Origin of the sequence: Streptacidiphilus cavernicola (assembly GCF_042510955.1) — a bacterium.
Lineage (GTDB): Bacteria > Actinomycetota > Actinomycetes > Streptomycetales > Streptomycetaceae > Streptacidiphilus > Streptacidiphilus cavernicola.
The window spans coordinates 1-22,751 of sequence record NZ_JBHFAB010000023.1 but is presented as its reverse complement, the minus strand read 5'-3'; the positions used below and the strand labels follow the sequence as shown (position 1 = coordinate 22,751).

23 protein-coding genes and 1 tRNA gene are annotated in these 22,751 nt (G+C 68.3%); 22 read left to right on the top strand and 2 right to left on the bottom strand.

The annotated features are described in order from the left end of the window. Positions 1-91: 91 nt before the first annotated feature. Genes ACEZDE_RS26025 through ACEZDE_RS26010 form a run of 4 tightly spaced genes read left to right on the top strand, consistent with a single transcriptional unit; the run spans position 92 to position 3,726 of the window. On the top strand, positions 92-1,033 hold the full coding sequence (locus tag ACEZDE_RS26025) for a DUF2637 domain-containing protein (RefSeq protein WP_380540586.1): 942 nt from the start codon (positions 92-94) through the stop codon (positions 1,031-1,033). A 50-nt stretch (positions 1,034-1,083) separates the two neighbouring features. After that, positions 1,084-1,752, top strand: coding sequence for a ParB N-terminal domain-containing protein (locus ACEZDE_RS26020; RefSeq protein WP_380540583.1), 669 nt, complete (start codon positions 1,084-1,086; stop codon positions 1,750-1,752). Then, positions 1,749-3,194: a ParB N-terminal domain-containing protein gene (locus ACEZDE_RS26015; RefSeq protein ID WP_380540580.1), complete on the top strand. Its 1,446-nt coding sequence runs from the start codon at positions 1,749-1,751 to the stop codon at positions 3,192-3,194. Before ACEZDE_RS26020 ends, ACEZDE_RS26015 begins: the two co-directional genes overlap by 4 nt. Positions 3,195-3,216: 22 nt before the next feature. Continuing rightward, positions 3,217-3,726 (top strand): hypothetical protein, encoded by a 510-nt coding sequence (locus ACEZDE_RS26010; RefSeq protein WP_380540577.1) that lies wholly within the window; start codon positions 3,217-3,219, stop codon positions 3,724-3,726. Positions 3,727-4,325: 599 nt separating this feature from the next. On the opposite strand, the gene ACEZDE_RS26005 is transcribed toward ACEZDE_RS26010, so the two are convergent. Beyond that, positions 4,326-4,934 carry a hypothetical protein gene (locus tag ACEZDE_RS26005; RefSeq protein WP_380540574.1) on the bottom strand — a complete coding sequence of 203 codons (609 nt, stop codon included), beginning with the start codon at positions 4,932-4,934 and terminating at the stop codon, positions 4,326-4,328. A 366-nt stretch (positions 4,935-5,300) separates the two neighbouring features. Here ACEZDE_RS26005 and ACEZDE_RS26000 point away from each other — a divergent pair, with 366 nt between their 5' ends. The 18 genes from ACEZDE_RS26000 to ACEZDE_RS25915 all read left to right on the top strand — a co-directional run bounded on the left by ACEZDE_RS26000 (position 5,301) and on the right by ACEZDE_RS25915 (position 21,181). Continuing rightward, a complete protein-coding gene (locus ACEZDE_RS26000; RefSeq protein WP_380540571.1) occupies positions 5,301-5,843 on the top strand; it encodes a hypothetical protein in 543 nt (180 codons plus the stop codon). Next, positions 5,836-7,395: a terminase large subunit domain-containing protein gene (locus ACEZDE_RS25995; RefSeq protein WP_380540568.1), complete on the top strand. Its 1,560-nt coding sequence runs from the start codon at positions 5,836-5,838 to the stop codon at positions 7,393-7,395. Before ACEZDE_RS26000 ends, ACEZDE_RS25995 begins: the two co-directional genes overlap by 8 nt. 272 nt (positions 7,396-7,667) lie before the next feature. Further along, positions 7,668-8,156 (top strand): hypothetical protein, encoded by a 489-nt coding sequence (locus ACEZDE_RS25990; RefSeq protein ID WP_380540565.1) that lies wholly within the window; start codon positions 7,668-7,670, stop codon positions 8,154-8,156. Positions 8,157-8,241: 85 nt separating this feature from the next. After that, a complete protein-coding gene (locus tag ACEZDE_RS25985) occupies positions 8,242-9,933 on the top strand; it encodes a hypothetical protein (RefSeq protein WP_380540562.1) in 1,692 nt (563 codons plus the stop codon). A 6-nt stretch (positions 9,934-9,939) separates the two neighbouring features. Next, entirely contained in the window at positions 9,940-10,665 is a 726-nt protein-coding gene (locus ACEZDE_RS25980; RefSeq protein WP_380540559.1) for an ABC transporter ATP-binding protein, read from the top strand. A gap of 80 nt (positions 10,666-10,745) precedes the next feature. Then, the gene (locus ACEZDE_RS25975; protein ID WP_380540556.1) at positions 10,746-11,879 is read left to right on the top strand and encodes an ABC transporter permease; all 1,134 of its coding nucleotides are present in this window, start codon (positions 10,746-10,748) and stop codon (positions 11,877-11,879) included. An 8-nt stretch (positions 11,880-11,887) separates the two neighbouring features. After that, entirely contained in the window at positions 11,888-12,916 is a 1,029-nt protein-coding gene (locus tag ACEZDE_RS25970; RefSeq protein ID WP_380540553.1) for a hypothetical protein, read from the top strand. A 330-nt stretch (positions 12,917-13,246) separates the two neighbouring features. Continuing rightward, on the top strand, positions 13,247-13,390 hold the full coding sequence (locus tag ACEZDE_RS25965; RefSeq protein ID WP_380540551.1) for a hypothetical protein: 144 nt from the start codon (positions 13,247-13,249) through the stop codon (positions 13,388-13,390). 91 nt (positions 13,391-13,481) lie between these two features. Then, positions 13,482-15,311 (top strand): hypothetical protein, encoded by a 1,830-nt coding sequence (locus tag ACEZDE_RS25960; RefSeq protein ID WP_380540549.1) that lies wholly within the window; start codon positions 13,482-13,484, stop codon positions 15,309-15,311. Positions 15,312-15,375: 64 nt separating this feature from the next. Next, complete coding sequence (locus tag ACEZDE_RS25955) at positions 15,376-16,101, top strand: DUF4145 domain-containing protein (protein WP_380540546.1); 726 nt, start codon at positions 15,376-15,378, stop codon at positions 16,099-16,101. Positions 16,102-16,158: 57 nt separating this feature from the next. Next, positions 16,159-16,818, top strand: a complete 660-nt coding sequence (locus ACEZDE_RS25950) for a hypothetical protein (protein ID WP_380540543.1) — start codon at positions 16,159-16,161, stop codon at positions 16,816-16,818. Between the two features lie 133 nt (positions 16,819-16,951). Continuing rightward, positions 16,952-17,371: a head decoration protein gene (locus ACEZDE_RS25945; RefSeq protein WP_380540540.1), complete on the top strand. Its 420-nt coding sequence runs from the start codon at positions 16,952-16,954 to the stop codon at positions 17,369-17,371. 12 nt (positions 17,372-17,383) lie between these two features. Continuing rightward, a complete protein-coding gene (locus tag ACEZDE_RS25940) occupies positions 17,384-18,445 on the top strand; it encodes a major capsid protein (protein ID WP_380540537.1) in 1,062 nt (353 codons plus the stop codon). Continuing rightward, complete coding sequence (locus ACEZDE_RS25935; RefSeq protein WP_380540534.1) at positions 18,445-18,702, top strand: hypothetical protein; 258 nt, start codon at positions 18,445-18,447, stop codon at positions 18,700-18,702. Before ACEZDE_RS25940 ends, ACEZDE_RS25935 begins: the two co-directional genes overlap by 1 nt. Positions 18,703-18,769: 67 nt before the next feature. After that, complete coding sequence (locus ACEZDE_RS25930; RefSeq protein ID WP_380540531.1) at positions 18,770-19,108, top strand: hypothetical protein; 339 nt, start codon at positions 18,770-18,772, stop codon at positions 19,106-19,108. After that, on the top strand, positions 19,105-19,929 hold the full coding sequence (locus ACEZDE_RS25925; protein ID WP_380540528.1) for a phage minor capsid protein: 825 nt from the start codon (positions 19,105-19,107) through the stop codon (positions 19,927-19,929). Before ACEZDE_RS25930 ends, ACEZDE_RS25925 begins: the two co-directional genes overlap by 4 nt. Before the next feature lie 45 nt (positions 19,930-19,974). After that, a tRNA-Thr gene (locus tag ACEZDE_RS25920) sits at positions 19,975-20,046 on the top strand. Positions 20,047-20,149: 103 nt separating this feature from the next. Beyond that, positions 20,150-21,181, top strand: a complete 1,032-nt coding sequence (locus ACEZDE_RS25915; protein ID WP_380540525.1) for an NAD-dependent epimerase/dehydratase family protein — start codon at positions 20,150-20,152, stop codon at positions 21,179-21,181. Between the two features lie 5 nt (positions 21,182-21,186). On the opposite strand, the gene ACEZDE_RS25910 is transcribed toward ACEZDE_RS25915, so the two are convergent. Next, positions 21,187-22,503: a hypothetical protein gene (locus ACEZDE_RS25910; protein WP_380540522.1), complete on the bottom strand. Its 1,317-nt coding sequence runs from the start codon at positions 22,501-22,503 to the stop codon at positions 21,187-21,189. Positions 22,504-22,751: the final 248 nt, after the last annotated feature.

Below are 22,751 nucleotides of genomic sequence, written 5' to 3'. Positions count from 1 at the left end.
AATCATCGTCCGGAGTAGTCCGGACCACCGAAAGCCCGTGCCCGGGATGCGACCCGGGCACGGGCCCTCTGACCTAGGAGCGTGCACTCCAGTGGCTGACTCCCACGCTACCGGCAAGCCCCGCACCACCAAGGGAATCCGGGTCGCCTGGACTCTCGTCCTGGCCATGACCCTCGGCCTCGCGGCCTGGTCCCTCACCGGCCGACTCCACGGCTGGGGCATGCCCACGATCCTCGCCGTCCCGCTGTCGCTCACCTACGACACCTCCGGCCTGGTCGCCGCCGCCTACGCCCGACGCGCCATCGAACGCAACACCCCCGCTGGCCTCGCCCGGTTCACCATCCTCGGGTTCGTCGCCTGCTCCGCCGTCCTCAACTGGTCCGAGGGCAAGAGCCTCGGCGGCTACCCCGCCGCCGCCGCGCTCGCCGCCCTGTCCTGCCTCGTTGAGCTGCTGTTCGAGCTGCACCGCAGGGACATCCGCGACGGGCAGCGCGCCGCCCGCGGCCTGGTCGCCGAACGCCTCCCGCACATACCGCTCCTCGGCTGGATGCTGCACCCCGGCCGCTCCTGGGAGTTGCTGCGCGGCGCCGTCGCCCAGCGCCTCGACCAACTCGACAACCGCCCCGCCCAGCCCGAGCCCACCGAAGCGAGCCCGGCCCCCGCGCCCGGCCGCAGCCCCGCCACGCTGCGCGCCGCCGTCGCCGCAGCACAGTCCACCCTGCCCGACGCCGGACCCGAGGAGATCGCCGCCGCCCTCGCCCGCGTCAACATCATCATCGACCCCGCCGACGCCCAGGCCCTGATGGTGCTCACAACCGCCAACGTCCGCCCCCTGCACGGCAGTAGCCCCACGATCACGGACCTCGTCCGGATCGCCCTGGACCTCGGCATCACCGACCATGGCGAGATCGTGGACTGCGTCCGCCAGTTCCACCCCGCCGCGACCGAGGAGACCATCACCCGCACCCGCCGCAAGATCGAGTCCGGACAGGTTCCGGTCCCCGCCCGGACGACGGCCCCCGCGAACCCCTGACCAGCTAGGGTGGCGGACAGGCGCGGGGCCTGCACGTGAAGGGGGCCCCCGTGTCCACGTCCGCCACCCCGGCCAACATCCCCGCCGGGCTCGCCGACCTCACCGTCCCGCTGGACGATCTGACCCAGTACCACCGCAACCCGCGCACCGGGGACCTCGCGGCCATCAAGGACTCGCTCACCACCAACGGCCAGTACCGCGCCATCGTCGTCAACCGCGGCACCCTCACCGGCCGCCTCAACGAGATCCTGGCGGGCAACCACACCTTCAAGGCCGCTGCCGAACTCGGCTGGGACGGCATCGCCGCCACCTTCGTCGACGTGGACGACGAAGCCGCGGCCCGCATCGTCGTCGTGGACAACCGCACCAGCGACCTCGCCGGATACGACGAGAAGCTGCTTGCCGACATCCTCGCTGACCTGCCCGACCTCGACGGCACCGGCTACGACCAGCACGCCCTGGACGAACTCCTCGACGACGACTCGCTCCCCGACCGGCTGGAGCTGCCCACCGACGGCGCCGGCACCGGGGAGCGCGCCACCGTCGACTACCTCCAGTGGGGCTACCTCCAGTGGTCGACCACCCGCGTGCGGATCACTGCCGACGAGGTGGAGGCCCTGAGCCGCATCTACGAACGCTTCGTCGACGACACCAACTCGGACCTCGGCTTCGGCTGGCACGTCCTCCAACAGCCCCACAAGGAGAGTGACGCCGCGTGAGCGCCGCGCCCACCACCACGTTCCGCGAGGCGTACCCGCTCGCTGACCTGCGCCCCGCCGACTACAACCCGCGCCGCCTGTCGGCCGAGTCCTTCGAGCGGTTGAAGAAGTCCATCGCACGCCACGGCATCGTCAAGCCGGTCATCGTCAACGCGAACGGGACCTTGGTCGCCGGTCACCAGAGGACCAAGGGCATGACCGCACTCGGCATCACCCACACCCCCGCGGTCATGCTCGGCAAGACCGTCCGCCTCCAGGACGAGATCCAGTTCAACCTGCTCCACAACCGCGTCGAGACCGAGGCGAGCATCGTCTACGCCGAGCCCGGGGAGATCGGGGCCTGGTCCTGGGTGCCGTGGCAGTCCATCCGCGTCGCCGAGCAGAAGAACCTGTCCTTCGTGAACGCCATCGCGGGCATGACCGCTGGCCACGGCCCGTGGGGCAGCGTCGTCATGGACGACCAGGGCCGCATCATCCTCAACGCGGAGTACGCCGTCGTCGCCGCCGCACAGCGGTTCGACCTGCTCGCCTGGACCTGCACCAGTCAGGACGCCGCCCAACTGCACGCTGACCTCACCGGCGAGTACGGCGTCTACGACTGGACCGCGATCGAGGACAAGGCCCCGGTCTACAACCAGCACATCGTGCAGCCCAAGCGTCTGCGGCAGCCCAGCTCCAAGGCGAAGGAGGGCAAGCTGACCTACGGCTCCGAGACCTGGGACAAGCTGATCATCCCCTGGCTCAAGCCTGTCCACAGGGTTGTGGATTTCGGTGCGGGCTACGGCGATTACGCCAAGATGCTCAGGTCCAAGGGCTTCCAGGTCTGGGACTACGAGCCCTACCGCTGCGCGCCGGGGCAGTACGCCGTCGACATCCGGGCCGTCGTCGGCCAGCTCCGCGACCTCGACCGGGAGCTGCGCGACGGCGGCCTGTTCGGGACCGTCGTCCTGGACTCCGTCATCAACGCGACGACCACGCTGGACTACCAGCACTGGGTGATGACGACCGTCAACGCCCTGTGCGCGGCGGACGGCGCGCTCTACCTCGGTACCCGCAGCCTCGCCCGGGAAATGCGCGACGAGACCGCGAAGCGCGTCACCTCCAAGGCGTCCGGGAGCAGGATGAGCTTCCTCGATGCGGACAACGTCGAAATGAACTTCGTCAAGGGGAAATGGCAGAAGCTGCGATTCCACACCCCGGAGACGCTGGCGGCCCTGCTCCGCCGCTACTTCCGAGACGTACAGGTCAGCGACATTGGAGGGTCCAACCTCAAGGCCGTGTGCCGTCGCCCCATCCCACTGTCGGAGGACGACTACCGGACCGCTTTCGACCAGGAATTCAACATGCCCTATCCCAATGACTTCCGCCACAATCGACATGGGAAATTGGTTGAGAATTTGATAAAATTGGTATCGGAGCGGAATTTCGCTCTGAATTCCTGACCAAAATTCCCAGGGGGAAACCGTGACCGCACCACCGCCACCCGTCACCGTTACCATCATCAAGAACGCCAGCTACCCCATCATGTGGCTCGCCGGCATCCGGCAGCTCGACCTCACCCAGCACTGCCTGCGCACCTTCGCCGAGCCCGACCGGCCCGCCGTCGACCTTGGCAAGCGCATCCAGACGCTGCGACTGGCCACCCCGAACCCGCCGCTCGCCTGGTACCTGTGCGCACTGCCCATCCCGTGGAACTGGAAGGCCAACGCACACCTGGCGTTCGAGCACGCCCCGGGACACCAGTGGTACGGCGAAGCCCTCGTCCCCGGCCTCGAAGTCGAGATGACCAACGCCAGGCCCCTCCTCGGCTGGGGAGAAGACGACATCCCTCCGGGGGAGCCGCTGCGCCAGTCCCGGGCGTACCGCACCTGCCGCAACTGGCAGTTCGCATGGTGGCTCCGGCGGAGCCGCGCCGCGCCCGACGCACCGCCCCGGCCGCAACCCCACCGCGAATCGCCGGCCTCGCTCTTCTGATCCAGTCGGCAGGCGCCCCGCTTCACGAAGCGGGGCGCCTGCTCGCGGCCGGGGATTAGGGGGAGACCACAGCTAGGCCTTTGAAGAAGGTCTCATCGAGAAGCACGCCCCATGTAGCCACCTGAATGCGCCGCTGCCCCCGCCATGTGAACTCCGCAGCACGGAGGTCGGGTTCATCCCAGCCTCTGAAGAGTGCGTCGATTCGCTCCCCCTCTACCGAGATTTGACGCGTGGCCTGGAGTGTGCAGGGCCGCAACTCTGGGCGCCCTGGCCATTTGAGGAGTTGGCGCAGGTGGGACTCGGAGCGGATGTCGGTGCCATAGTCGGGGCCTTGGGAGATCACCACGCTCGCTGCCCTCTCCCCCGTTTTCGAGTAGGCGTGGATGACCGTGCTGATGCTGCTCCCAGATCCGCCGCGCATCACGAGCTTGATCTCACCAGGCCACGAGGTGGCAGGGAAGCCGAGGAATGGGAGGCCCGGCTGCCCTTCGTCGGGAGGAAAATGGATCACGTAGACCCTCCATGGTCGCCCAGAGTCTGTCAGTGTTCGGAGCCCAGGCAACGTTACCCGGTGGGTGTACCCACCGGGTAACGGACCATCAGGAGTGAACTTCCTCGCAGGGCTTGCCCGAGATGTTCAGCCAGCTGTTGCAGACGTGGGTGTCCTCGGAGAAGTCGACGTCGAGGGCCTGGTTCCAGAGGACGCCGTTCGAGTCGCAAACCTCGGGGCCGGTGTCGATGAGCCCGCCGTCTTCCCAGAATCCGCCGAAGCTGCACTGGTAGGCGGACACGTCGGCACTCGTGATCCAGCTGTCGACGTGCAGCCCCTTGCCGGTGATGCCGATGCACACCTTCCCGGCGCATCCGGCCGCATCCATGGGGCGGACCGTGCTCGGCTGAATCGACGCTGGGTCCGCGCCACCCCCCGTCCCGCTCTTGATGAGGGCGCGGTGCAGCGTGGCAGCCAAGGGCGTGTTGGCGTACTGCGTGTTCGGCTTGATGCCCAGGCGTGATGCTTCCGCCATAGTCAGCGTGCCGTTGTGGCTGGCTATGGAGGCCCTGATGGCGGTCATGTTCAGGGTGGATCCGCCGTTCGCTTGGCTGGTCGCCGACGCGGGTGCCGCTGCGGCCACGTTCGGGAGCGCGGCCACTGCTACCGCCAGGCATGAGGCGGCGGCGATGCCCAGTATTCGCATACGCAAGGTCATGTCCCTCCATTGAGAGGTGAGCGATGGTAATTGCGTTGCACTGTTCTTCAAGTGGAATGCGTGCGTCCCGATGGGGCCTGTCCACGCTTTGGGTCGCAGACATACTGGCATGGAATCAACGATGCATGCAATGCCCTTTCCGGAATCCAAAATCATTATTCATGGAATGCCGCATTCGGTTTGAATGTTGGGCCATTGTGTAGTTTTGGTCAAATCCTTCTTGGGTGGATGATGTCACAATCTGTAAGGCGTGGGGCAATTGCCGGATTTATTGCGAGTTTGCTCTCCGGTCGAGCGTGGGTCGCGTGCCAGCATGGTGAGCGATCATGTACCCAGGCGCGGGGGCGCTGAGGAGGTTCAGCCCCCGTGGGACGCCCGGACAAGGCGAAGCGCGCCGCGATCGTGCAGCGCCGCGCCGACGCCATCGAACTGCGCCTTGCTGGCGTCGACTGGCTCACCATCGCCCGCAAGCTCGCCGCCGACCCCTCCATCAACTCCGACCGCATCGCCTACCCCCAGGGCTACGGCTGCGAGCGGTACGCCCGCGGCCAGGAACCCCCGGCCGACGACCAGCTCATCAACTACGCCTGCCGCGACGTCCGGGCCGCGCTGAAGGAACGCGCCGCCGAGCACGACGAGAAGGCCGACGAGCTCCGGGCCATCGAGAACGAGCGGCTGGACAAGCTGTTCTTCGTCGCCTACAAGCAGGCCGTCCGCGAAGGCTCCCTGCCCGCGATCGACCGCGCCCTCCGGGTGATGGAGCGTCGCGCCCGCCTCCTCGGCCTCGACACCCCCACGCGCACTGAGATCACCGGCCGCGACGGGCAGCCCCTGGAGATCACCACCACCAGCGTTGACGAGCTGGAGGCCCTGATCGCCGCCAACACCGAGGCGGACGACGATGAGTGACGAGCGCCTGGAACAGCTGCTGGCCACCTACCGCACCCTCCCGGCCAGCCGCCGCCGCGCCATCGCCCGCAAGGCCAACCCCGCCATGCGAACGCGCCTCGCCGCGGTGGAGCGCGACATGACGATGCGCCGCTCTCCGGGGTCCATGGCCGCGCTGCTCACCGCGGGGCGCGAGATGCAGGCTGCGCATCTCGACATCATCGACGATGCTTTCCGGCGCATCGCCGCCGGTGAGTCCATCCGGCTGCTCGTCACCATGCCCCCGCGGCACGGCAAGTCCCGCCGCGCCGCCCGGTGGGCGCCACTGTGGTACCTGCGTCAGCGCCCCGACCACCGCGTCATGATTGCCTCCTACAGTGCCGAGCTGGCAGAGGACCACGGCCGGTGGATACGCGACGCCATCGCCACCTGGGCCGACGACCTCGGCGTGCGCCTCTACCCCGGCAGCAAGGCCGCCAACCGGTTCGACCTGGCCGACGAGCGCGGGCAGCGCCTCGAAGGCGGACTGATCGCCGCCGGCGTTGGCGGCGGCCTCACCGGCAAGGGCGCGCACCTGGCCGTCGTGGACGACCCGATCAAGGACGCCGCCGACGCCCAGTCGCCCACCATGCGCAAGAAGCTGTGGGAGTGGTGGCAGGCCGTCCTCCTCACCCGCATCGAGCCCGGCGGCTCCGTCATCGTCATCCAGACCAGGTGGGACGAAGACGACCTGGCCGGGCGGCTCCTCGTCGGCGACACCGCCGAGGACTGGATCATCATCGACCTGCCCGCCATCGCGGACAGCGAGAACGACGCCCTAGGCCGGAAGATCGGCGAACCCCTGTGGCCCGCCCGCTACGGCCGCAAGGCCCTGGCCACGATCCGCCGGGCCGTGGGCGAGCGCGTGTGGTGGTCCCTCTACCAGCAGAAGCCGCGCCCGATGGAGGGCGGCGTGTGGAAGCGCGACTGGATCGACGCCGCCCGCATCAACGCCGTCCAGTTCAGCGGCCTCGACATGGCCCGCATCGTTGTCGCCGTCGACCCCGCCGGCGGAGAGTCCGCTGTCGGCGACGAGACCGGCATCGTCGCCTGCGCCCGCAGCTTCGACGGTCGGCTGTACGTCCTGGAGGACGATTCCGCGAACATGGGGGCCAACGACTGGGGCCTGTCCGCGTGCCGCCTCGCCCTCGCCCTCAAGGCCGACGCGATCGTTGTGGAGTCCAACTACGGCGGCGACATGGCCCGCCAGGTCGTCACCCAGGCATGGGAGCAGCTGCGCCGCGAAGGCGTCACCCGCGGCCTGCTCATGCCCCTGGTCATCGAGGTCACCGCCAAGGTCGGCAAACGGCTCAGGGCCGAACCGATCGCGCAGCTCTACGAGCAGGGCATCGTCCACCACGTCGGCAGCGGCTTCGAGCAGCTGGAGACGCAGATGGTCACCTGGGTTCCCGGCATGGACTCGCCCGACCGCATGGACGCCGCCGTGCACGCCCTGACCGAACTCGCCGACCCCGACCAGCTCGCCACCGGCCGCACCGGCATCGCCGACGAACGCCTCGCCGGACGCCGATGACCAGGCGTCCGGAAACGGGGTGAGGCGGGGGATCTACGCCGAGCAGGTCCGGCCGCCCCAATTTGCTAGTTGATATTCCGCATCGAAAGGCAAGCCGTTTGAGTGTGGCGATAATCACATACTCTATCATTTCTCGCCATGACCCCGCTAAGTTCCAGTCTTGGTCACGGGGGACCCCGCAGCAGCTCTTCTCGCTGCGGGTGTGATTCTCGCGATCCGACGTCGACGTCATTTGTGTACAAGTCACGACAACGACCAAGGAGAGCACACAGATGGGCATATCCATGCGCGCGGCAGCCGGTACGGCTGCCGCGGCCTTGACCGCAGTGGTCATGGCAACGAGCCCGGCCAGCGCGACGACGGCCTCCACCACGTGGAACCTGCCGGGCGGGGACACCTTCCAGGTCAACGCCTGGCACTGCGGCACCTACGTCAGCGCGTGCAGCTGGACCACGTCCACGAAGCTGCTCGGGAGCACGCCGTTCAACGCTTCCTGGATCCGGAACAAGGCCTCGCTCCAGGCCCACGGCGTCAGCGCCAGCCTGAGCATCTCCTCGAGCCCGAGCGCCTCGATCAGCTGGACGAGCAAGTCGCTCGGCTCGGTGACGTGGACGAACACGAACAACTGGGACTCTGACTTCAGCGGGGTGATGAAGCCGGGCTGGACCACGGTCTACGTCTCGACCCAGAGCTGCGGCTCGGCGAAGGTCAACAGCAGCATCAGCGTGTCGGAGAAGTGCGTCTACGCAGGCGCCGCGTAGTTCCACCTGATCTGCCGGGGCAGGTGATCGCTGCCCCGGCAGGTCCTCCGCCAACGCTACCGAGCCTGGAGTCCTGGATCCACCCATGACCGGTCAAGTCACTTGTCCAGCCCGCCGCAGCATTGCTGCCCTGCTGGGCGCCTCACTCCTGTGCCTGCCGCTGGCGGGATGTACAGCTTCGGCGAAGGAAAACGCCTCCCCTACTACGTCGGTGACACAGGAGTTGTCGATCCTCAAGAGCGCCCAGAACGGCTTGTACTACCAGCCGTTTCTGCGTAGCGAGCCAGCCGGCCCCGAGGACAACTCCTACGCGATGCGAATTCGTTCCGCGCTGAATGACCACACGAAGGTCGATCCCAACGCGAAGACCGCGGCGTTCTTCCGCAGCGAGTCTCTGGCCTCATCGCCTCTCATCGGTCGTGAATGGCTCGCTCCCCTTACACAATCCGGTATGCGCGGCCTCCTGACCCAGACCGATGCCGACACCGTACGAGGAATGCGGACGAAGGGTGGCTGGTTCACCGAGCCGCACTCCGGCAGCCCGGACAACACCGCCAACCGCGCAGCAGCTACGGCCGCAGCTCTGGAAGTCCTCCAGTCGAGCGGAGGCATCACCCTCGCGGACAGGAATGCCACGCTTCCATGGCTTGCCCGGATCGCGGCGTCACAACCCGGCCTTGGCCAGGAGGCGGCGGATCTCGCCACAAGCTTCCACCTCCTCGGTGCCCCAGTGCCAGCGGCTCTGGCGGGCATCCAGGCACCGACCGCCCCCGACTTCGCCGGCATGAGCGAGCAGGACCGCTACCAGGCGCTCCTCAGCGCCTATCAATATGCGGTCATCGTCACTGCCGCCGGACGCAGGGCCGACCTCGACCCGTCGGTGTGGGGCCCGGTCCTGGAGCACAACGCCGCGACACTGGGATTCCAGGACCTGTACGACGTGGTCTACGTCGCCAAGGCCGCAGGAGTTCCCTCGGCCGCGTTCACCGGTGCCCGCAAGCGGATGGCCGCCGACACCTTGCCGGACGGCACCGTTCGCGATCCGAGCGCCTACATCGGTGATCCCGAGTCGTCCCTGTACGCTTTGCTCCTGCGCCGCTTGGCCGGAGAGTCCACGCGCGACGCCTCGCTGGCGAAGGCGCTGCAAGCGGTGGCGGCCACTCCTGAGGTGACGGGTGACCCGCTCACGCTGCTGACTACCACCGCCGCGTGGAACCTCGCTTCCGGCAACGGACCGAGCGCGAGCGTCACTCGTCTGTGTCGAACCCCGACGGCTGTTCCCGCCACCGTGACCATGGCCAACGCCGCCGCTTGGGAACGCGCCGAACTGGCCTGCGAGGCCGACGGCGTACAAGTGTCAGCGCCCCGAGTCGAGAGCTGGCCCTTGAGCGGCGCGCAGCAGGTGGCAGCGGCAGCGACTCTGGTCGTCGGCCTTGCCGACGACCAGAGTCACTTCCAACCACCCGCGTGGATCACGGCCCAGGACCTGCGGCCATGGGCGGAGCATCCGGAGCGCATGCCGTCGGCCGACTACTACGCCATGATTGTGCGCGCATACCTCCTCCTCGGAGGAAAGGCAGATGCTGCCATTGATGCCGCCGTCGACAGCGGCATCAACCCACTGCGCCACTGCGCCCAATTGCCGAACCTCTACCAGGCGGATCACACGGACGGCTGCGACCTGGTGACAACATGGTCCGTGTGGACATTGAAAGACGCTCTCGGCGGGCACGCTCCCATCAGCACCGCGGCACCCGACACCACTGAGAAGAAGTAGGCGAGCATGGACCACAAGGCCCCACCACCACTGGAGGCGCGGGCGGTGTGCAAGTCGTTCGCGCTACGCGGACGCACAGTTGACGCGCTGCGGCCCACCGACCTGTGCCTGCCCGCCGGTAAGATCACCGCACTGGTCGGACGGTCAGGCTCCGGCAAGACCACGCTGCTGCAGATCGTCGGGCTCCTCATGCCCCCCGACAACGGCACGGTGATGGTCGAGGGCAAGGACGCCTGGGCGCTGGGCGACAACGAGCGCGCGGACATCCGCAGGACCTCACTCGGATTCGTCTTCCAGGCGTTCAACCTTCTGCCCCAGCACACCGCCGGCCGCAATGTCGCACTGCCCTACCGCGGCACCGCCCGAGCCGGCGCGCAGAAGGCAGCACAACTGCTGGGCCGGGTAGGGCTCGCCGAGCGGGTCGGGCACCGCCCCGGTCAGCTTTCGGCGGGGGAACAGCAGCGTGTGGCTCTGGCACGGGCTCTGGTCAACGACCCCGGAACGGTCCTGGCCGACGAACCGACAGGAAACCTGGACGCAGACAGCGAGCAGCAACTCCTCGCCCTGTTCCGCGAGATCGCCGACGAGGGCCGGGCCGTGCTCCTGGTGACACACAGCGATACTGTCGCGGCCTACGCCGACCAGGTACTGCAGATGTCCCGCGGTACCGCGTTGCCCGTTCCGCCGATCACGGAGGCCGGCACGGCCACGCGTCTGGAGGGCCAGGCATGAGCCCCTTCTCTCTCGCCGTCGCCAACGTACGGTCGCTGTGGCGCCGACTGGTCGGCCTCACCGTCCTGCTGGCCGTAGCCGTGGCGGTCTGTGTCACGGCCTTCACTATCTCGGGCAGTGCCCAGCGCGCCGCCCACGACCGGGTGCAGGAAGGATCGGCCAACCGCAGCATCACCGTGCAGCGGATGATCGACCGCCCCGACTCCAAGCTGCTGGGCGCCGCCGCGGTGGCCCAGTTCGCCGCGATTCCGGGCGTCAGTTCCGTGCAGCCCTCGACCCAGGTCTCCTTCGGATACAAGAGCGCACAGATCCCAGGGGTCCTGCTGTACGCGACGATGGTGCGCCCGTCGCTGCTGCCTCCTGTGACCCGTTCGGTACGGACGAAGCTGTTCCCGCTGCGGACCGGCGAGGTCGTCCTGCCAAGCAGCAGCCAGGGAATGAACCTCAGTCAGCTCCTGGGCCAGAGCATCACCGTGTCGACGACACTGCGGACCAGCAGGAACAGCGGAACGGGGACCACAGCGAAGGTCCGGGTCGTCGGACTGTTCGACCCCAGCTGGCAGATCGACGGGCCCGACGCAGCCTACGCCGCCGACACCACCGTCGTGGACTGGGCCGCCGCTCTGGAAGGCGTGTCACCACAGCAGTTCCCCAGCACCATCGGCTACAGCCAGGTCACGATACTGGCCACCTCGGCCGATGACGTGCCCGCCGTTCTCCACACGGTTCAGCAGGACGGCTACGGAGCCACGACGCTCCAGCAGGAGATGACCGCGCTGCCCGGTGTCCTGGATCTGATCCGGGTGGTCGGGCAGGTCCTGATCGTCGTACTCGGTCTGATCGCCCTGGTAGGCGCGCTCGTCGTCAGCGGAGCACTGTCACGGCAGCGGGTCCGGGAGATCGGGATCCTCAAGGCCGTCGGTTTCCGTAGCCGGGTCGTCCTGACCATGCTGGTTCTCGAAATGGCAATCGTCGCAGCAGCCGGGGCGATTGTGGGCACCGTCCTGGGGACAGGCGGCGCAGCCGTCGCCGTTGCGGCCCTGCGCGGCCAGAGCAACCTCACAGCCTTCCTTCCCTCCAGCACACCCCTGCCCAGCGCAGCGGTCCTCGGCGGCCTGATCCTGCTGACCCTCGGCATCACGGTGGCCGGAGCCTGGCTGCCCGCCCGACGCGCCGCTGGACTCGCACCCAGCAGCGCAATGAACGAATGGTGATGACTCCCGTGCTCCGACGCACCCTGCGCACCGTACTGCTTTGCACTCTCCTGGTCCCCCTCGCCGCGTGCGACGGCCCGGGAGGCGTCAAGCTGGGTACTGACTGGTCGGGTTCGCAAGTCTTCGTCCTGTCGAAGATGAGCGGGCTGACCACTGTTGTCGGCATCGACCCGCAACGGCACACCGCCGAACCACTCGCCGTGGTGCCCACCCAGTCCGATGACAACCAGGTCCTTAGCCCACATATCACTCGCCTCAGCGACGGGCGGTGGGTGGTCACCATCCCCAAGACGGGTTCAACCCCGAGCACGCTCTACGCGATCAACACCCGAACCCACGGCCTCGACCTGATCGGCAAGCTCCAGAGCGGCCATACACTGCTACCCATGGGTCAGACGGCGGCAGCCGTCACCGCCGCCGACACCTCGAAAACAGGCAAGGCCAGCGCCGTGCTCTACAACCCCGGAAACTGGCACGCCGGACCGACGGTGGCTCTCCCACTCGACACGACACTGGCCGCCGGCAGCGCGTCAGGCCTGTGCATCGGCAACGTCACCGACACGACAACCCTTGTCGCAGTCGTCCCCCTGCCCAGCGGTCCAGCAGCGCAGACCGTCCACATCAAGGGATTCCAAGCACAGTCGATGTCCTGCGACGCGGGAAACCCGGTCCTGGGAGGAGCCCTGCCGAAGGCAGGCAACGCGGGTGGGACACCGACCCTGAAACTGACCACACAGGACCACATCGATGTCCTGACCACCTCGACCGGCACGGTCGCCCAGGTGTCTTCCACACCGACGACCATCACCGCGGCCATCGCCCTACCGCGGAGCATCGAACTGATCGAGATCTCCCGGACTGACGCCCGGGTACTGCACCGGGCCACCGTGAACAACCTCAACACGGTCCAAGGAATGCGGCAGACCCCAGCGGGCACATGGATCCTCACCTCCGACAACACCGCCGTCGCCGTCGACCTCGCCGAAGGAACGTCGACCACCTTCGCACTGCCGGGAGACCTCCTCGACGCAGGCTAAAAGTGCCACCGTCCCGTCCCCCGCAGGCCTCGACGGTCCCTGCCGGTGTCGGCAGGAGACCGACCGCCATCCTTCATTCTGAACTTGGTCCCATGGCCGGTGCCCGACTCCACCAAGTGGGGCACCGGCCATCTCTTCGTTTCAGACGACGCCGACATCCCGGTCCTCACCCGTGCGGGCGATCAGTCCGGCGGGCCGCCGCTTGATGGGGAGGGAGACGTACCTGCTACGAGTGAGACGCCGTGTCCTTCTGGCACAGCGCGATAGCCTGCTGCCGGGTGCGACATCTACTCCAAAAACTTCGCCGCCGGCATGTCCCCGGTCTCCGCGGTGCCCACCGAAGCGGACTGCCAGGCCGAGTGGGACAGCCCCTACAGTGGCACCGGCACCACCACCACCACGAAGGCCATGCATGACGTCTTCATGGACGTCTGCGAGACGGGCCAGGCGCATGTGCTGATGTACGGCGACTGACGACGCCGCTGGTCGGCCCGTGTTGCGGGCTACGCTGATCTTGCGGGCGCGGGGCCTGAGTTGCCGGAGGGCAGCAGTGGGCCTGCGTGACGTGATTATCGACGCCTGGTCGTGGCTGAACTACAAGCCGATCATGCCGTCCCCGGCGCGGCCGTACGCCAGCCGGGAGGCGTTCCCCGAACTGCACCGCTCGTGGGTGCCACCCGAGGACCTGCGCCGCCTGGCCGCCTACAAGCTCATGGCGGCCTACGACTCCAACCAGGCCGGGCAGATGGCGGCCGCCGCCGGCGACGGCACCGGCATGGACCGCCGGGAGCTGGGCGACGCACCGAAGCTGATCAACACCGCGCTGGGCTACCTCCTCGGCTCCGAACAGGAACTGGTGGTGCCCGGTGCCGAGCACGCCAAGGACGACGAGGCCACCGCCGAAGCCCTGTCGGCGGCGGACATGCAGCAGCAGCTCCAGCAGTGGGCGGAGGACGAGCTGCTTCCACTGCGGATGCAGCAGGCCGAGCGCGCGGCGCTGCGCTACGGCGACGGCGTTTACACCCTGGCGTGGGACCCGGCGAAGGGCCGCCCGCTGCTGCGCACCATGGACCCCGGCTTCTACTTCCCCGAGTGGCCGGAGGACGGGGAGCAGGACGGCAGCGAGTTCCCCGTCCGGGTGCACTTCGCGTGGGAGCTGCCCGCCGACGAGCGGCGCGGCCTCAAGGCGCGGCTTCGCCGGATCACCTACGAGCTGGGGCCGATCGGCGGCGCGACGAAGCCCGGCACCACGAAGGACGGTCTGCCGCTGCGGGAGTGGATCTTCGGCAGCGACGGGCAGCCGGTGCTCATCGTCGGCGACGAACTCGACTCCGACACCGGGCAGATCACCCGCACCTACCCGTGGGCCGAGGGCAGCGCCTCCGGCGTGACCTGCTTCCTGTCGGACGGAGAATGGCTGCTGGATGACCTGCGCGGCGAGGACGTGTATGCGCTGCCCGTGGACAAGGCCGCCTGGCGGGTGCGCTCCGACGGAGAAGTCCTCCAGCAGCTGGACCTGATGATCGACTTCATTCCAGTCATCCACGTCACCAACACGATCCCGGACGGCGGCGAGCACTGGGGCCGCTCCATCCTCGCCCCCGTCCTCCAGGTCCTGGACGAACTCGCCGCGACCGACACCGACGCCTCCTCGGCGTCCGGAACCACCGGCGTGCCGATCATCGCGCTGCGCGGAGCCCGCCTGCCCGTCGACCGCCGCACCGGCCAGCCGTCCGCGGTGCAGGTCCGCGCCGGTGAGGTGTGGCAGGTCTCCGACACCGGAGGCATGGACGTCCTCGACACCGCCGGACAGCTCGCCGAGCTGCGGCAGCGATCCGACCACCTCCTTGACCGGGTAGCCGTGAACTCCTCCATCACCGCCGCCGGCCTCGGCACGCTGGAGCCCACCACCTGGCCGTCCGGGTACGCCCTGCAACTCGCCCTCGGCCCGCTCGACACCCTCGTGGTGATGCTGCGCCTGGCCCGGAACCACAAGTACGCGCTGATGGGGAAGTTCGCCCAGCGCCTCTACCAGGCCGGTCGGGTGTGGCCCGCCGGGAAGTCGCTGCCAGTGCGGATGATGTGGGGGCCGCACACCCCCACCGACCGGGCCGCCGTGCTGGACGAGGTAGCGAAGGCGTACCAGGCCAAGGTGATCTCCCTGGAGACCGCGGTGCGGATGCTCATGGACGCCGGGTACCCGATCGAGGACGTGCAGGAAGAACTCCAGCGCATCCGGCAGGCCGACTTCGCCGCGGCGACGCAGCTGGCCGACGCGACTGGTGACAATGGCGTGGTGCGGGACTACCTCGGGTTGCCGGAGGCCGATGGGGAAGTTGGCCCCGCTCCTTTGGTACGCCCTGGTGGTGAGCCGCCGGAATCAACCGGGGGTTAGTCCAGTCGGCTGAATGCCCCTCGGCTGGCGGATGCTTTGGGCAGGTCAGAGCTATGTTTGGATTATGGTTGACCTGCGCCAACTCGATGATCATCTCGTCGGAAAGTATCCGAAGGTGTCGGGCGAGTGCCCCCACTGCAAGCACCGTACTTCTCTCAGCGTGACTCGGTGCGACCAGCGAAAGGTGCCGAGTTTCTCCACTGGAGACGGGCAGCGGTTGGTCATTCTTGATGTACTGCTGAACTGTGACTATTGCGGTGGAGACGGCATCTACCTTCGAGTGGCGGAGATTGTCGAAGTTGTAGAGGTCAACGTGAAGGCGACTGTCCGTCGGTACCGCACGCAGCGGACGGTACAGCTGTGGCCGCGATCTGCTGCGCGGGTGGTTGCAGACGAAGCACCTGAGGAAGTCCGCCAAGCGTTTGCAGAGGCTGCGAAGGCCGAGTCCGCCGAAGCGTACGGGCTGGCAGGAGTCGGCTATCGCGCAGTCGTGGAACGCATCGTGAAAGACCGTGACTGCGCAGGGCGAACCCTCTTCGACAAGATTGAAAGCCTGCGGCTGAAGGGCTTGTCGGGTGAGTTGATCGATTCGTTCCATGAGGCGCGGATGGTCGGTAACGACTCAACGCACGACGGCCTGCTCTACTCGGCGGAGGAGATCGCCGACATTGCTGAACTGGTCACCGAGGCCATCCTTGTTCTCTACGTTCAGCCAGCCCAACGGGCTGAACTGAAGTCTCAGAGAGAAGCCCGGCGAACAGCCGCGAAGGGTGAGAAGGACTCGAAGTAGGGATAGCCGACTAGACTGATCGTCGGCGCGGGGGCGCTGCTGAACGGAGTTGCCACCGTGGCCCGGTCCCTGCCCCGCCCGGACTCGATCATCGGCTACCGCAAGGACGGCCGCCCGATCCGCCCGATCCTCGGCGCTTCCGAGGACGACACCACGAACACCGCCTCCGGCGGTGCGCCCGCCGTGGACCAGGAGACGCTGGGCAAGCTCCTCGCCCGGGAGAAGGAACAGGGGCGCCGCGCCGCGTCGAAGTCCCTGCTCGACGACCTGGGCTTCGCCTCGCGGGACGAGGCAGCAGCGTGGGTGAAGGCGCAGCGCGATGCGCAGACGGCGCAGATGTCGGACGTGGAGCGCCGCGAGCAGGCCGCCGCCGACGCGGAGGCCCGCGCCGCTCAGCGCGAAGCCGCGGCCTCGGCGCGGGAGCGCATCGCCCAGCGCCGTGCCGCCCTCGTCGGCCTCGGCGCGACCGGCAAGGGCCTGGACGCGGCCGAACGGCTGCTGACCGTCCCCGACGACGCCGACGACCAGGCCCTCACGGACGCGGCGGCGCAGCTGGCTGCCGACTGGCCGCAGTTCTTCGGCGGCCAGGCCCAGCAGCCACCGGCAGTTGCTCCCGGCGGCTCACCGGCCGGTGGCCCGCCGCCCCGCGGCGGCCAGGTCGTCCGGCCCGGTGTCGCGGGCCTGGACATGGCCAAGCGCCGGGGCTACTCCACTTGAGCTAGCCCGATCTTGATCTGCCCACCGGCGGGATAGCCGGACTGGGGACCACGCCCCTCCCAACTCGTGGACGGCACCCGGGACTTCGGGTGTGCGACCTGTTCGCTTCGTCCAAGAGAGGAGGGGCTTCCTCATGCCCCTGGCTCCTACCCAGACGCTGAACCAGGTCAGCGCGGGACGTGCGTGGCTCGCGTCGCTGCACGGCACCGACCAGACCGAGACGATCACCCTCGACATCACCAAGTTCACCGCGGGCACGCACTACGTGCTGTCGACCGACACGGCCCAGCCGTACGCCAAGTTCCTGTCCGGTGTGCCCGTCGGCAAGATCACCGCGTCCGGCCTGTACGGGCCGTGGACGCCAGCCGCGACCGACGGCACGCAGCTGCTGGCCGGGTTCGTGTTCGCGGAGGCCGCGCTGAACCCCACCGACACCAAGCTCCCGTGCGCGCTGCTGTGGCACGGCGTGGTCAAGGCGTCCGCCTGCCCGGTCGCGGTCGACCCGACCAAGCACATCCCCACCTCCCAGTCCGCCCAGATCCGCTTCGTTTAAGGAGGCACCCAGATGAGCATCCAGGACCTCCTGAAGAACATCACCGCAACGGACCTGACGGTCTTCGCGCGACAGATCCCGACCCCGGCGGACTTCCTGCTGACCGGCAACGGCGCGAACGGCATCTTCCCCAACACGACCATCGCGGACGTGAAGTGGCGAATCAAGGACAGCGGGCGCTACGTCAACGCCGCGAAGTACCGGGCCTACGACTCGTCCGTGCAGTTCGCCTCCCGTGACGCGTGGCAGACCGCGAAGGAAGGCAGCCTTCCCGCGCTCGGCCAGAAGCTGCTGGTGGGCGAGCAGGAGCAGTTGCTGCTGGACGCCTCGCGCGGCGCGGACGACGACCGCCTGATCGAGCTGCTGTACGACGACACGGAGCGGCACGTCGAAGCGATCCGGGCCCGGCTGGAGCTCGCGGCCGGTGACATCCTCGTCGACGGGAAGTTCACCCTCAACGAGGGCGGCTTCATCTACGAGGTGGACTGGCAGGTGCCGGCGGCCAACATGCCGACCCCGGCCGTTCTGTGGTCCGACCCGACTTCGGACCCGATCAAGGACGAGCTGTCGTGGATCCAGATGCTGGTGGACAAGGGCTACCCGGAGCCGGAGATGGTCCTCACCTCCCGCAAGGCGTGGTCCTACCTGGCGTCGAACAACTCGTACAGGGCCGCGTACTACGGGAGCGTGAACCCCAGCAATACGCCGACCGCTTCGCTCAACCCGTCGCAGGTCAACGTGGTCCGGGCGAACTACGGGCTGCCGCCGGTGACCTTCTACAAGGCGCAGGTCCGGGTCGACGGCTCGTACGTCAAGGTGATCCCCGACAACCGGTGGATCATGCTGCCGCCCAACCGCAGCTCCTGGGGCCAGACGCTGTACGGCGTCACCGCGGAGGCCCTGGTGCTCTCGCGAGGCACCAACCCGCAGATCACCCGCGAGGACGCCCCCGGCATCGTTATCACCGCCGGAACGCAGGACGACCCCGTGCAGATCTGGACCAAGGGCGCGGCTGTCGCCATGCCGGTGCTCCAGACACCGGACGGGCATGTGTGCGCGCAGGTGATCGCCTGATGTCCCGGCGGCTGGCCCTGGCGGTCCACGTCGAGCACCCGGTCACCCACGAGGCGTTTCTCCTGCTGCCCGGCGACGAGCCGGTGCCGAAGGTGGCGGAGATCATCACCAACCCGTTCGCCTGGGAACCCGAGGCCGAGCCGGACCCGGACGACGAGGACTCGGACACCGGCACCGGCCCGGAGACGGACCCGGAGCTGGACGCGGTGGTGGAGGTGAAGAAGCCCGCCAGCCGGGCCAAGCCGGCGGCGAAGTAGCCCCACCACCAGGTGGCCCCGACACGGGCAGGTGTCGGGGTCACCGCCACTTCCTGGAGGAACGACGATGGACCCCGCAGTGCTGGCCTGGCTGCTCGCGCAGCTCGGCACCGCCACCGACACCGCCGACCTCACCCTGCGGTACGGCCGCCTCGGCACCGCCCGCGGCGTCGTGCTCGAAGTGCTGGCCGAGCGGAAGGCCAAGCTGATCTCCGAGCCGCTGCGCCTGGTCGTGGACGGTGTAGTCACCCTCGACAACAGCGCCAACGTCACCGCCATGGAGAGGCAGGTCGCCGCCCTGGCGGACGTGCTCGCCCCGGACGAGACCGCGGCCGACGACACCGCCGACGATGCCGTTCCGCTGCTCGTCACTGCCCCGCTCTTCCGTTGCCGGGGTCCTCGGTGAGCAGCTACCCGTACCCGCCGCTGATCCCCGGCGACCCGCGTGAGGTTGCCGACCGAGTGGCGGAGGCGCTGGCCGCCGCCTGGCAGGAGCTGGAGGACAGTCGGTTGTCGGTGCTCGCCCGCATCCTTGCCGGAGGCGGCCACTGGCGGCTGGCGCACGTCCTGGCCACGATCGAGGAGTACAAGCAGGCCATCACCGAGTTCTCCGCCCGGGTTGACGAGGAGGCGCAGGCGTTCGTGTCCCGGCAGCTGCCCTACCTGTACGAGCAGGGCGCGGAGCGGGTCCAGTTGCCGGACGGGGGCCCGTTCACCTGGACCAAGGCGCACTCCGATGCGCTCCAGTCGCTGGCCGCCGACTCCTACGGCGACTTCCTGCGCCGGTCGCAGGAGGCGCAGCGGATGGCCGAGGTCTGGTACCGGATCGCCCGCCAGGCCGCCCGCGAGACCGTGCCGCGCACCGCCACCGGCGGCACCACCGCGCTTCAGGCCGCGAAGAAGCTGGCCGACCGGCTCGGCGGCCGGGGCCTGAACTACGTCATCTACCGCAACGGCGCCAGGGTGCCCGTCCGGGCCTGGGCCGAGTCGGCGACGTTGGCCAAGAGCGCCGTGGCCTACAACAGCGGCACGCTGAACCGCGCGGTGGAGGCCGGCGTCCGCTTCATGCAGGTGTTCGACGGTTCCGGCTGCGGCTGGACGAGCCACGACGACCCGGACAAGGCCAACGGGACCGTCCGGACCGTCGAGGAGGCCGCCGAGCAGCCCATCGCGCACCCGCGCTGTCTGCGCGCCTTCGGGCCACGGCCGGACCTCGGCGATCTATGACCTCCGTCGCCTGCTGCCCGTGGTGTATTTTCTACGGAGCAGCCCGCCTCCGTAGCTCAGTGGTAGAGCAACCGCCTTGTAAGCGGTAGGTCGTCAGTTCAATCCTGACCGGGGGCTCAGTATAGTGCCCCCTGCCGACGACGGCTGGGGGCACTGAGCGTTCCGGGGTCGTGACCTGCGGTGCTGGCCTGACGGCTGTGGGCACGGGAGTATCACCGGCATGAGGCTTCTAGTGCTGGGTGGTACCTGGTTCCTTGGTCGTGCTGTCGTCAGCGACGCCCTGTCGCGGGGATGGGAGGTGACGACGTTCACCCGGGGGTTGAGCGGGACACCCGTTCCGGGAGCGGTAGCCGTTCACGGAGACCGGGAGAATGAGGCCGACGTCCGCAGGCTCGCCGAGCAGGGCCCGTGGGATGCCGTCGTGGACACCTCCGCCTCCGAGCTGACCCCGCGAACAGTCCTGACCGGGGCCGAGGCCCTGGCCTCCAAGGCGGGCAGGTACGTCTACATCTCCACCGTCTCCGTCTACCGCGGTTGGCCGGACGAACCCCTCTTCATCGACTCCGAAGTCCTCGACGGCCCCGCCGACGCAGACGCGGACTACGGCCGTCTTCCCGCGAACCACGTTGGAGCGGACACCCACTACGGCAAGCAGAAGGCCGGGGCGGAGCGCGCGGTCGTGCAGGCGTTCGGGGCCGACTGCGCGAGCATCCTGCGCCCCGGAGTCATCCTCGGTCCCGGCGAGTACGTCGGCCGACTGCCCTGGTGGCTGAGCAGGGCCGCGCGAGGGGGAGACATCCTCGCGCCCGGCAACCCGAACCAGACCATCCAACCCGTCGACGTGCGCGACGTCGCAAGGTTCGCCCTGAACCAGGCCACCGCCACCGGCCCGCAGGTCCACAACGTGACCGCTCCCATCGGCAGGGAGACAATGGGCGGCTTCCTGGAGTCGTGCCTTGAGGCGACCGGCAGCACCGGCCGCCTGGTGTGGGCCCCGGACGAGCACCTGTTGCAGTACGACCTCGTCCAGTGGAGCGAACTGCCGTTGTGGCGCACCCACCCCGGCGTGTGGCGCATCGACTCGACGTCCGGCTACGCCGCCGGGCTGGAGTGCCGACCGCTGTCCGAGACCGTGGCCGATACCTGGGCCTGGTTGCAGCGCGGCAACGTGCCCGTGCCCCACCAGCGGTGGAAGAAGCACGGCATCGCCCCCGGCAAGGAGGAGCAGATCCTCGCTGGCCTCACCGGCTGACGGGATCAGCTACCCGGGCCAAGGGAGGGCGGCCCGGCCATCTGCACGAAGTCCTCGCACTCCTCGGCCATCCCTATGGCACCCGGGGCGTCGCGGAACGCTGCCGACACCAGTTCCCTGCGGACGGTGCGCACGCGGTCCCGAAGCCCCGGGCTTCGCCACTCCCGGGGAAGCTCGAACACCGCGCGCAGAGCTTCCGCCGCCCCGTCGACGTCCTGCCTCAGCAGGCGAGCCATGGCGAGGTCAGAGGATGCCTTCGAGGCGATCGGTACAGGCGTAGCTCCAGCAGGGCCGCCCTCGGCGATCAGGCTCAAGGACTGCATCGCCGTGGTCTCTGCCGCGGCACCATCGCGCATCAGCAGGTAGGTAGTGCTGTTCGACATGGCGATCCGGCCCAACGGGAAGTCGAACTCGCCGGCGACCTCGTCGTGGACGTCGTCGCGCCGTCCGCTGCTCTGCTCCAGGCTCGCCTGGATGGCACGCGCGGCGTCATCGAAGCGGCCCAGGTGTCCGTAGGCGCGGGCCTCGATCGCAAACAGGCGCGCCCTGCCGGTGTCGCCGATCCCGCTGAACTCGTGCGCCTTCTTCACCAGGCGCAGGGCCTGGGTGGGGTTGCCGTCCATGTAGGCGAGGATGGCCAGGTAGCCGTGAGCGTAAGCCTGGAGGGCCCCGTGCTCGGACACCTGGCCGTACAGGGCGGATGCGCGTAGCAGCTCCACCGCGGTCGGCATCTGACCCAGGTCGGTCGCGCACGCGGCGATCAGGGCGGAGCACTGACCCGCGACGAGATACAGCCGACGACGCTGAGACGGCAGCTGCGTCCGATCCAGCATCAGCGTTGCCGACTGGAGTACCTGCCGACCCTGCACGTACATCACGTACGGCGCTGTGTCGACGTGCGCGCGTGCAAGGTACCTCAGGTCGTCCTCGATCTGGTCGAGGGTCAGGTCTGGAAGGGCTCGTGAGGCGGCGTCTCCCGCATGAGCGGCAGCGTCGTGCGCAGTCATACGAAGTTCACTTTCGTCGAACACGGGCTCGACCTTTGGCCCGGTCCACTTCAGCCCGTCCGGACACGGCGCGAAAAGCTCCGCCGCTGGCACATTGAACATACGCTCCAGGATGCGCGGAGCGGGCTGGCGGGGCATTCCGACGGCACCGTTGGTCCAACGCCACACGGTCATCGGGAGCAGGACGACGTTGTCGAACCTGCGGTCACCGGTGATCTCGCGTAACTCGGCAGCAGCGGCCTGATACTTCGCCTGAAAGTCCTCGTGCGACAGATCGAGGGTCCGCAAGATCGCTTTGAGCAGCACCTCTGCCACGGCCCTGTCCTTCCCGTCGGAGGCTGCGCCGGTTCCTTCCGGCGTTCTCCATCTGATGCTGGTATCACCATTTTCGCAGCTCGGATACCACGCTCAGGCGCAGTGTTCTCCAAGTGTTAGCGAGTGTTGTGAACGACGGCGGTTTTCCCCAGGGGTGGTGTCGGCGTAATTCTCCAACCCCTGGGGCCGCCGCAGTCAGGCTGCGGACTGCTGGCTGATCTTCTCGGTGGGGGTCCTCGGTCGCTTGT

Coding starts and splice junctions, on each gene's coding strand:
- ACEZDE_RS26005 (WP_380540574.1), bottom strand. CDS start 4,934: ATGACCTTGCGTATGCGAATACTGGGCATCGCCGCCGCCTCATGCCTG.
- ACEZDE_RS25995 (WP_380540568.1), top strand. CDS start 5,836: ATGAGTGACGAGCGCCTGGAACAGCTGCTGGCCACCTACCGCACCCTC.
- ACEZDE_RS25990 (WP_380540565.1), top strand. CDS start 7,668: ATGGGCATATCCATGCGCGCGGCAGCCGGTACGGCTGCCGCGGCCTTG.
- ACEZDE_RS25985 (WP_380540562.1), top strand. CDS start 8,242: ATGACCGGTCAAGTCACTTGTCCAGCCCGCCGCAGCATTGCTGCCCTG.
- ACEZDE_RS25980 (WP_380540559.1), top strand. CDS start 9,940: ATGGACCACAAGGCCCCACCACCACTGGAGGCGCGGGCGGTGTGCAAG.
- ACEZDE_RS25955 (WP_380540546.1), top strand. CDS start 15,376: ATGGTTGACCTGCGCCAACTCGATGATCATCTCGTCGGAAAGTATCCG.
- ACEZDE_RS25945 (WP_380540540.1), top strand. CDS start 16,952: ATGCCCCTGGCTCCTACCCAGACGCTGAACCAGGTCAGCGCGGGACGT.
- ACEZDE_RS25940 (WP_380540537.1), top strand. CDS start 17,384: ATGAGCATCCAGGACCTCCTGAAGAACATCACCGCAACGGACCTGACG.
- ACEZDE_RS25935 (WP_380540534.1), top strand. CDS start 18,445: ATGTCCCGGCGGCTGGCCCTGGCGGTCCACGTCGAGCACCCGGTCACC.
- ACEZDE_RS25930 (WP_380540531.1), top strand. CDS start 18,770: ATGGACCCCGCAGTGCTGGCCTGGCTGCTCGCGCAGCTCGGCACCGCC.
- ACEZDE_RS25915 (WP_380540525.1), top strand. CDS start 20,150: ATGAGGCTTCTAGTGCTGGGTGGTACCTGGTTCCTTGGTCGTGCTGTC.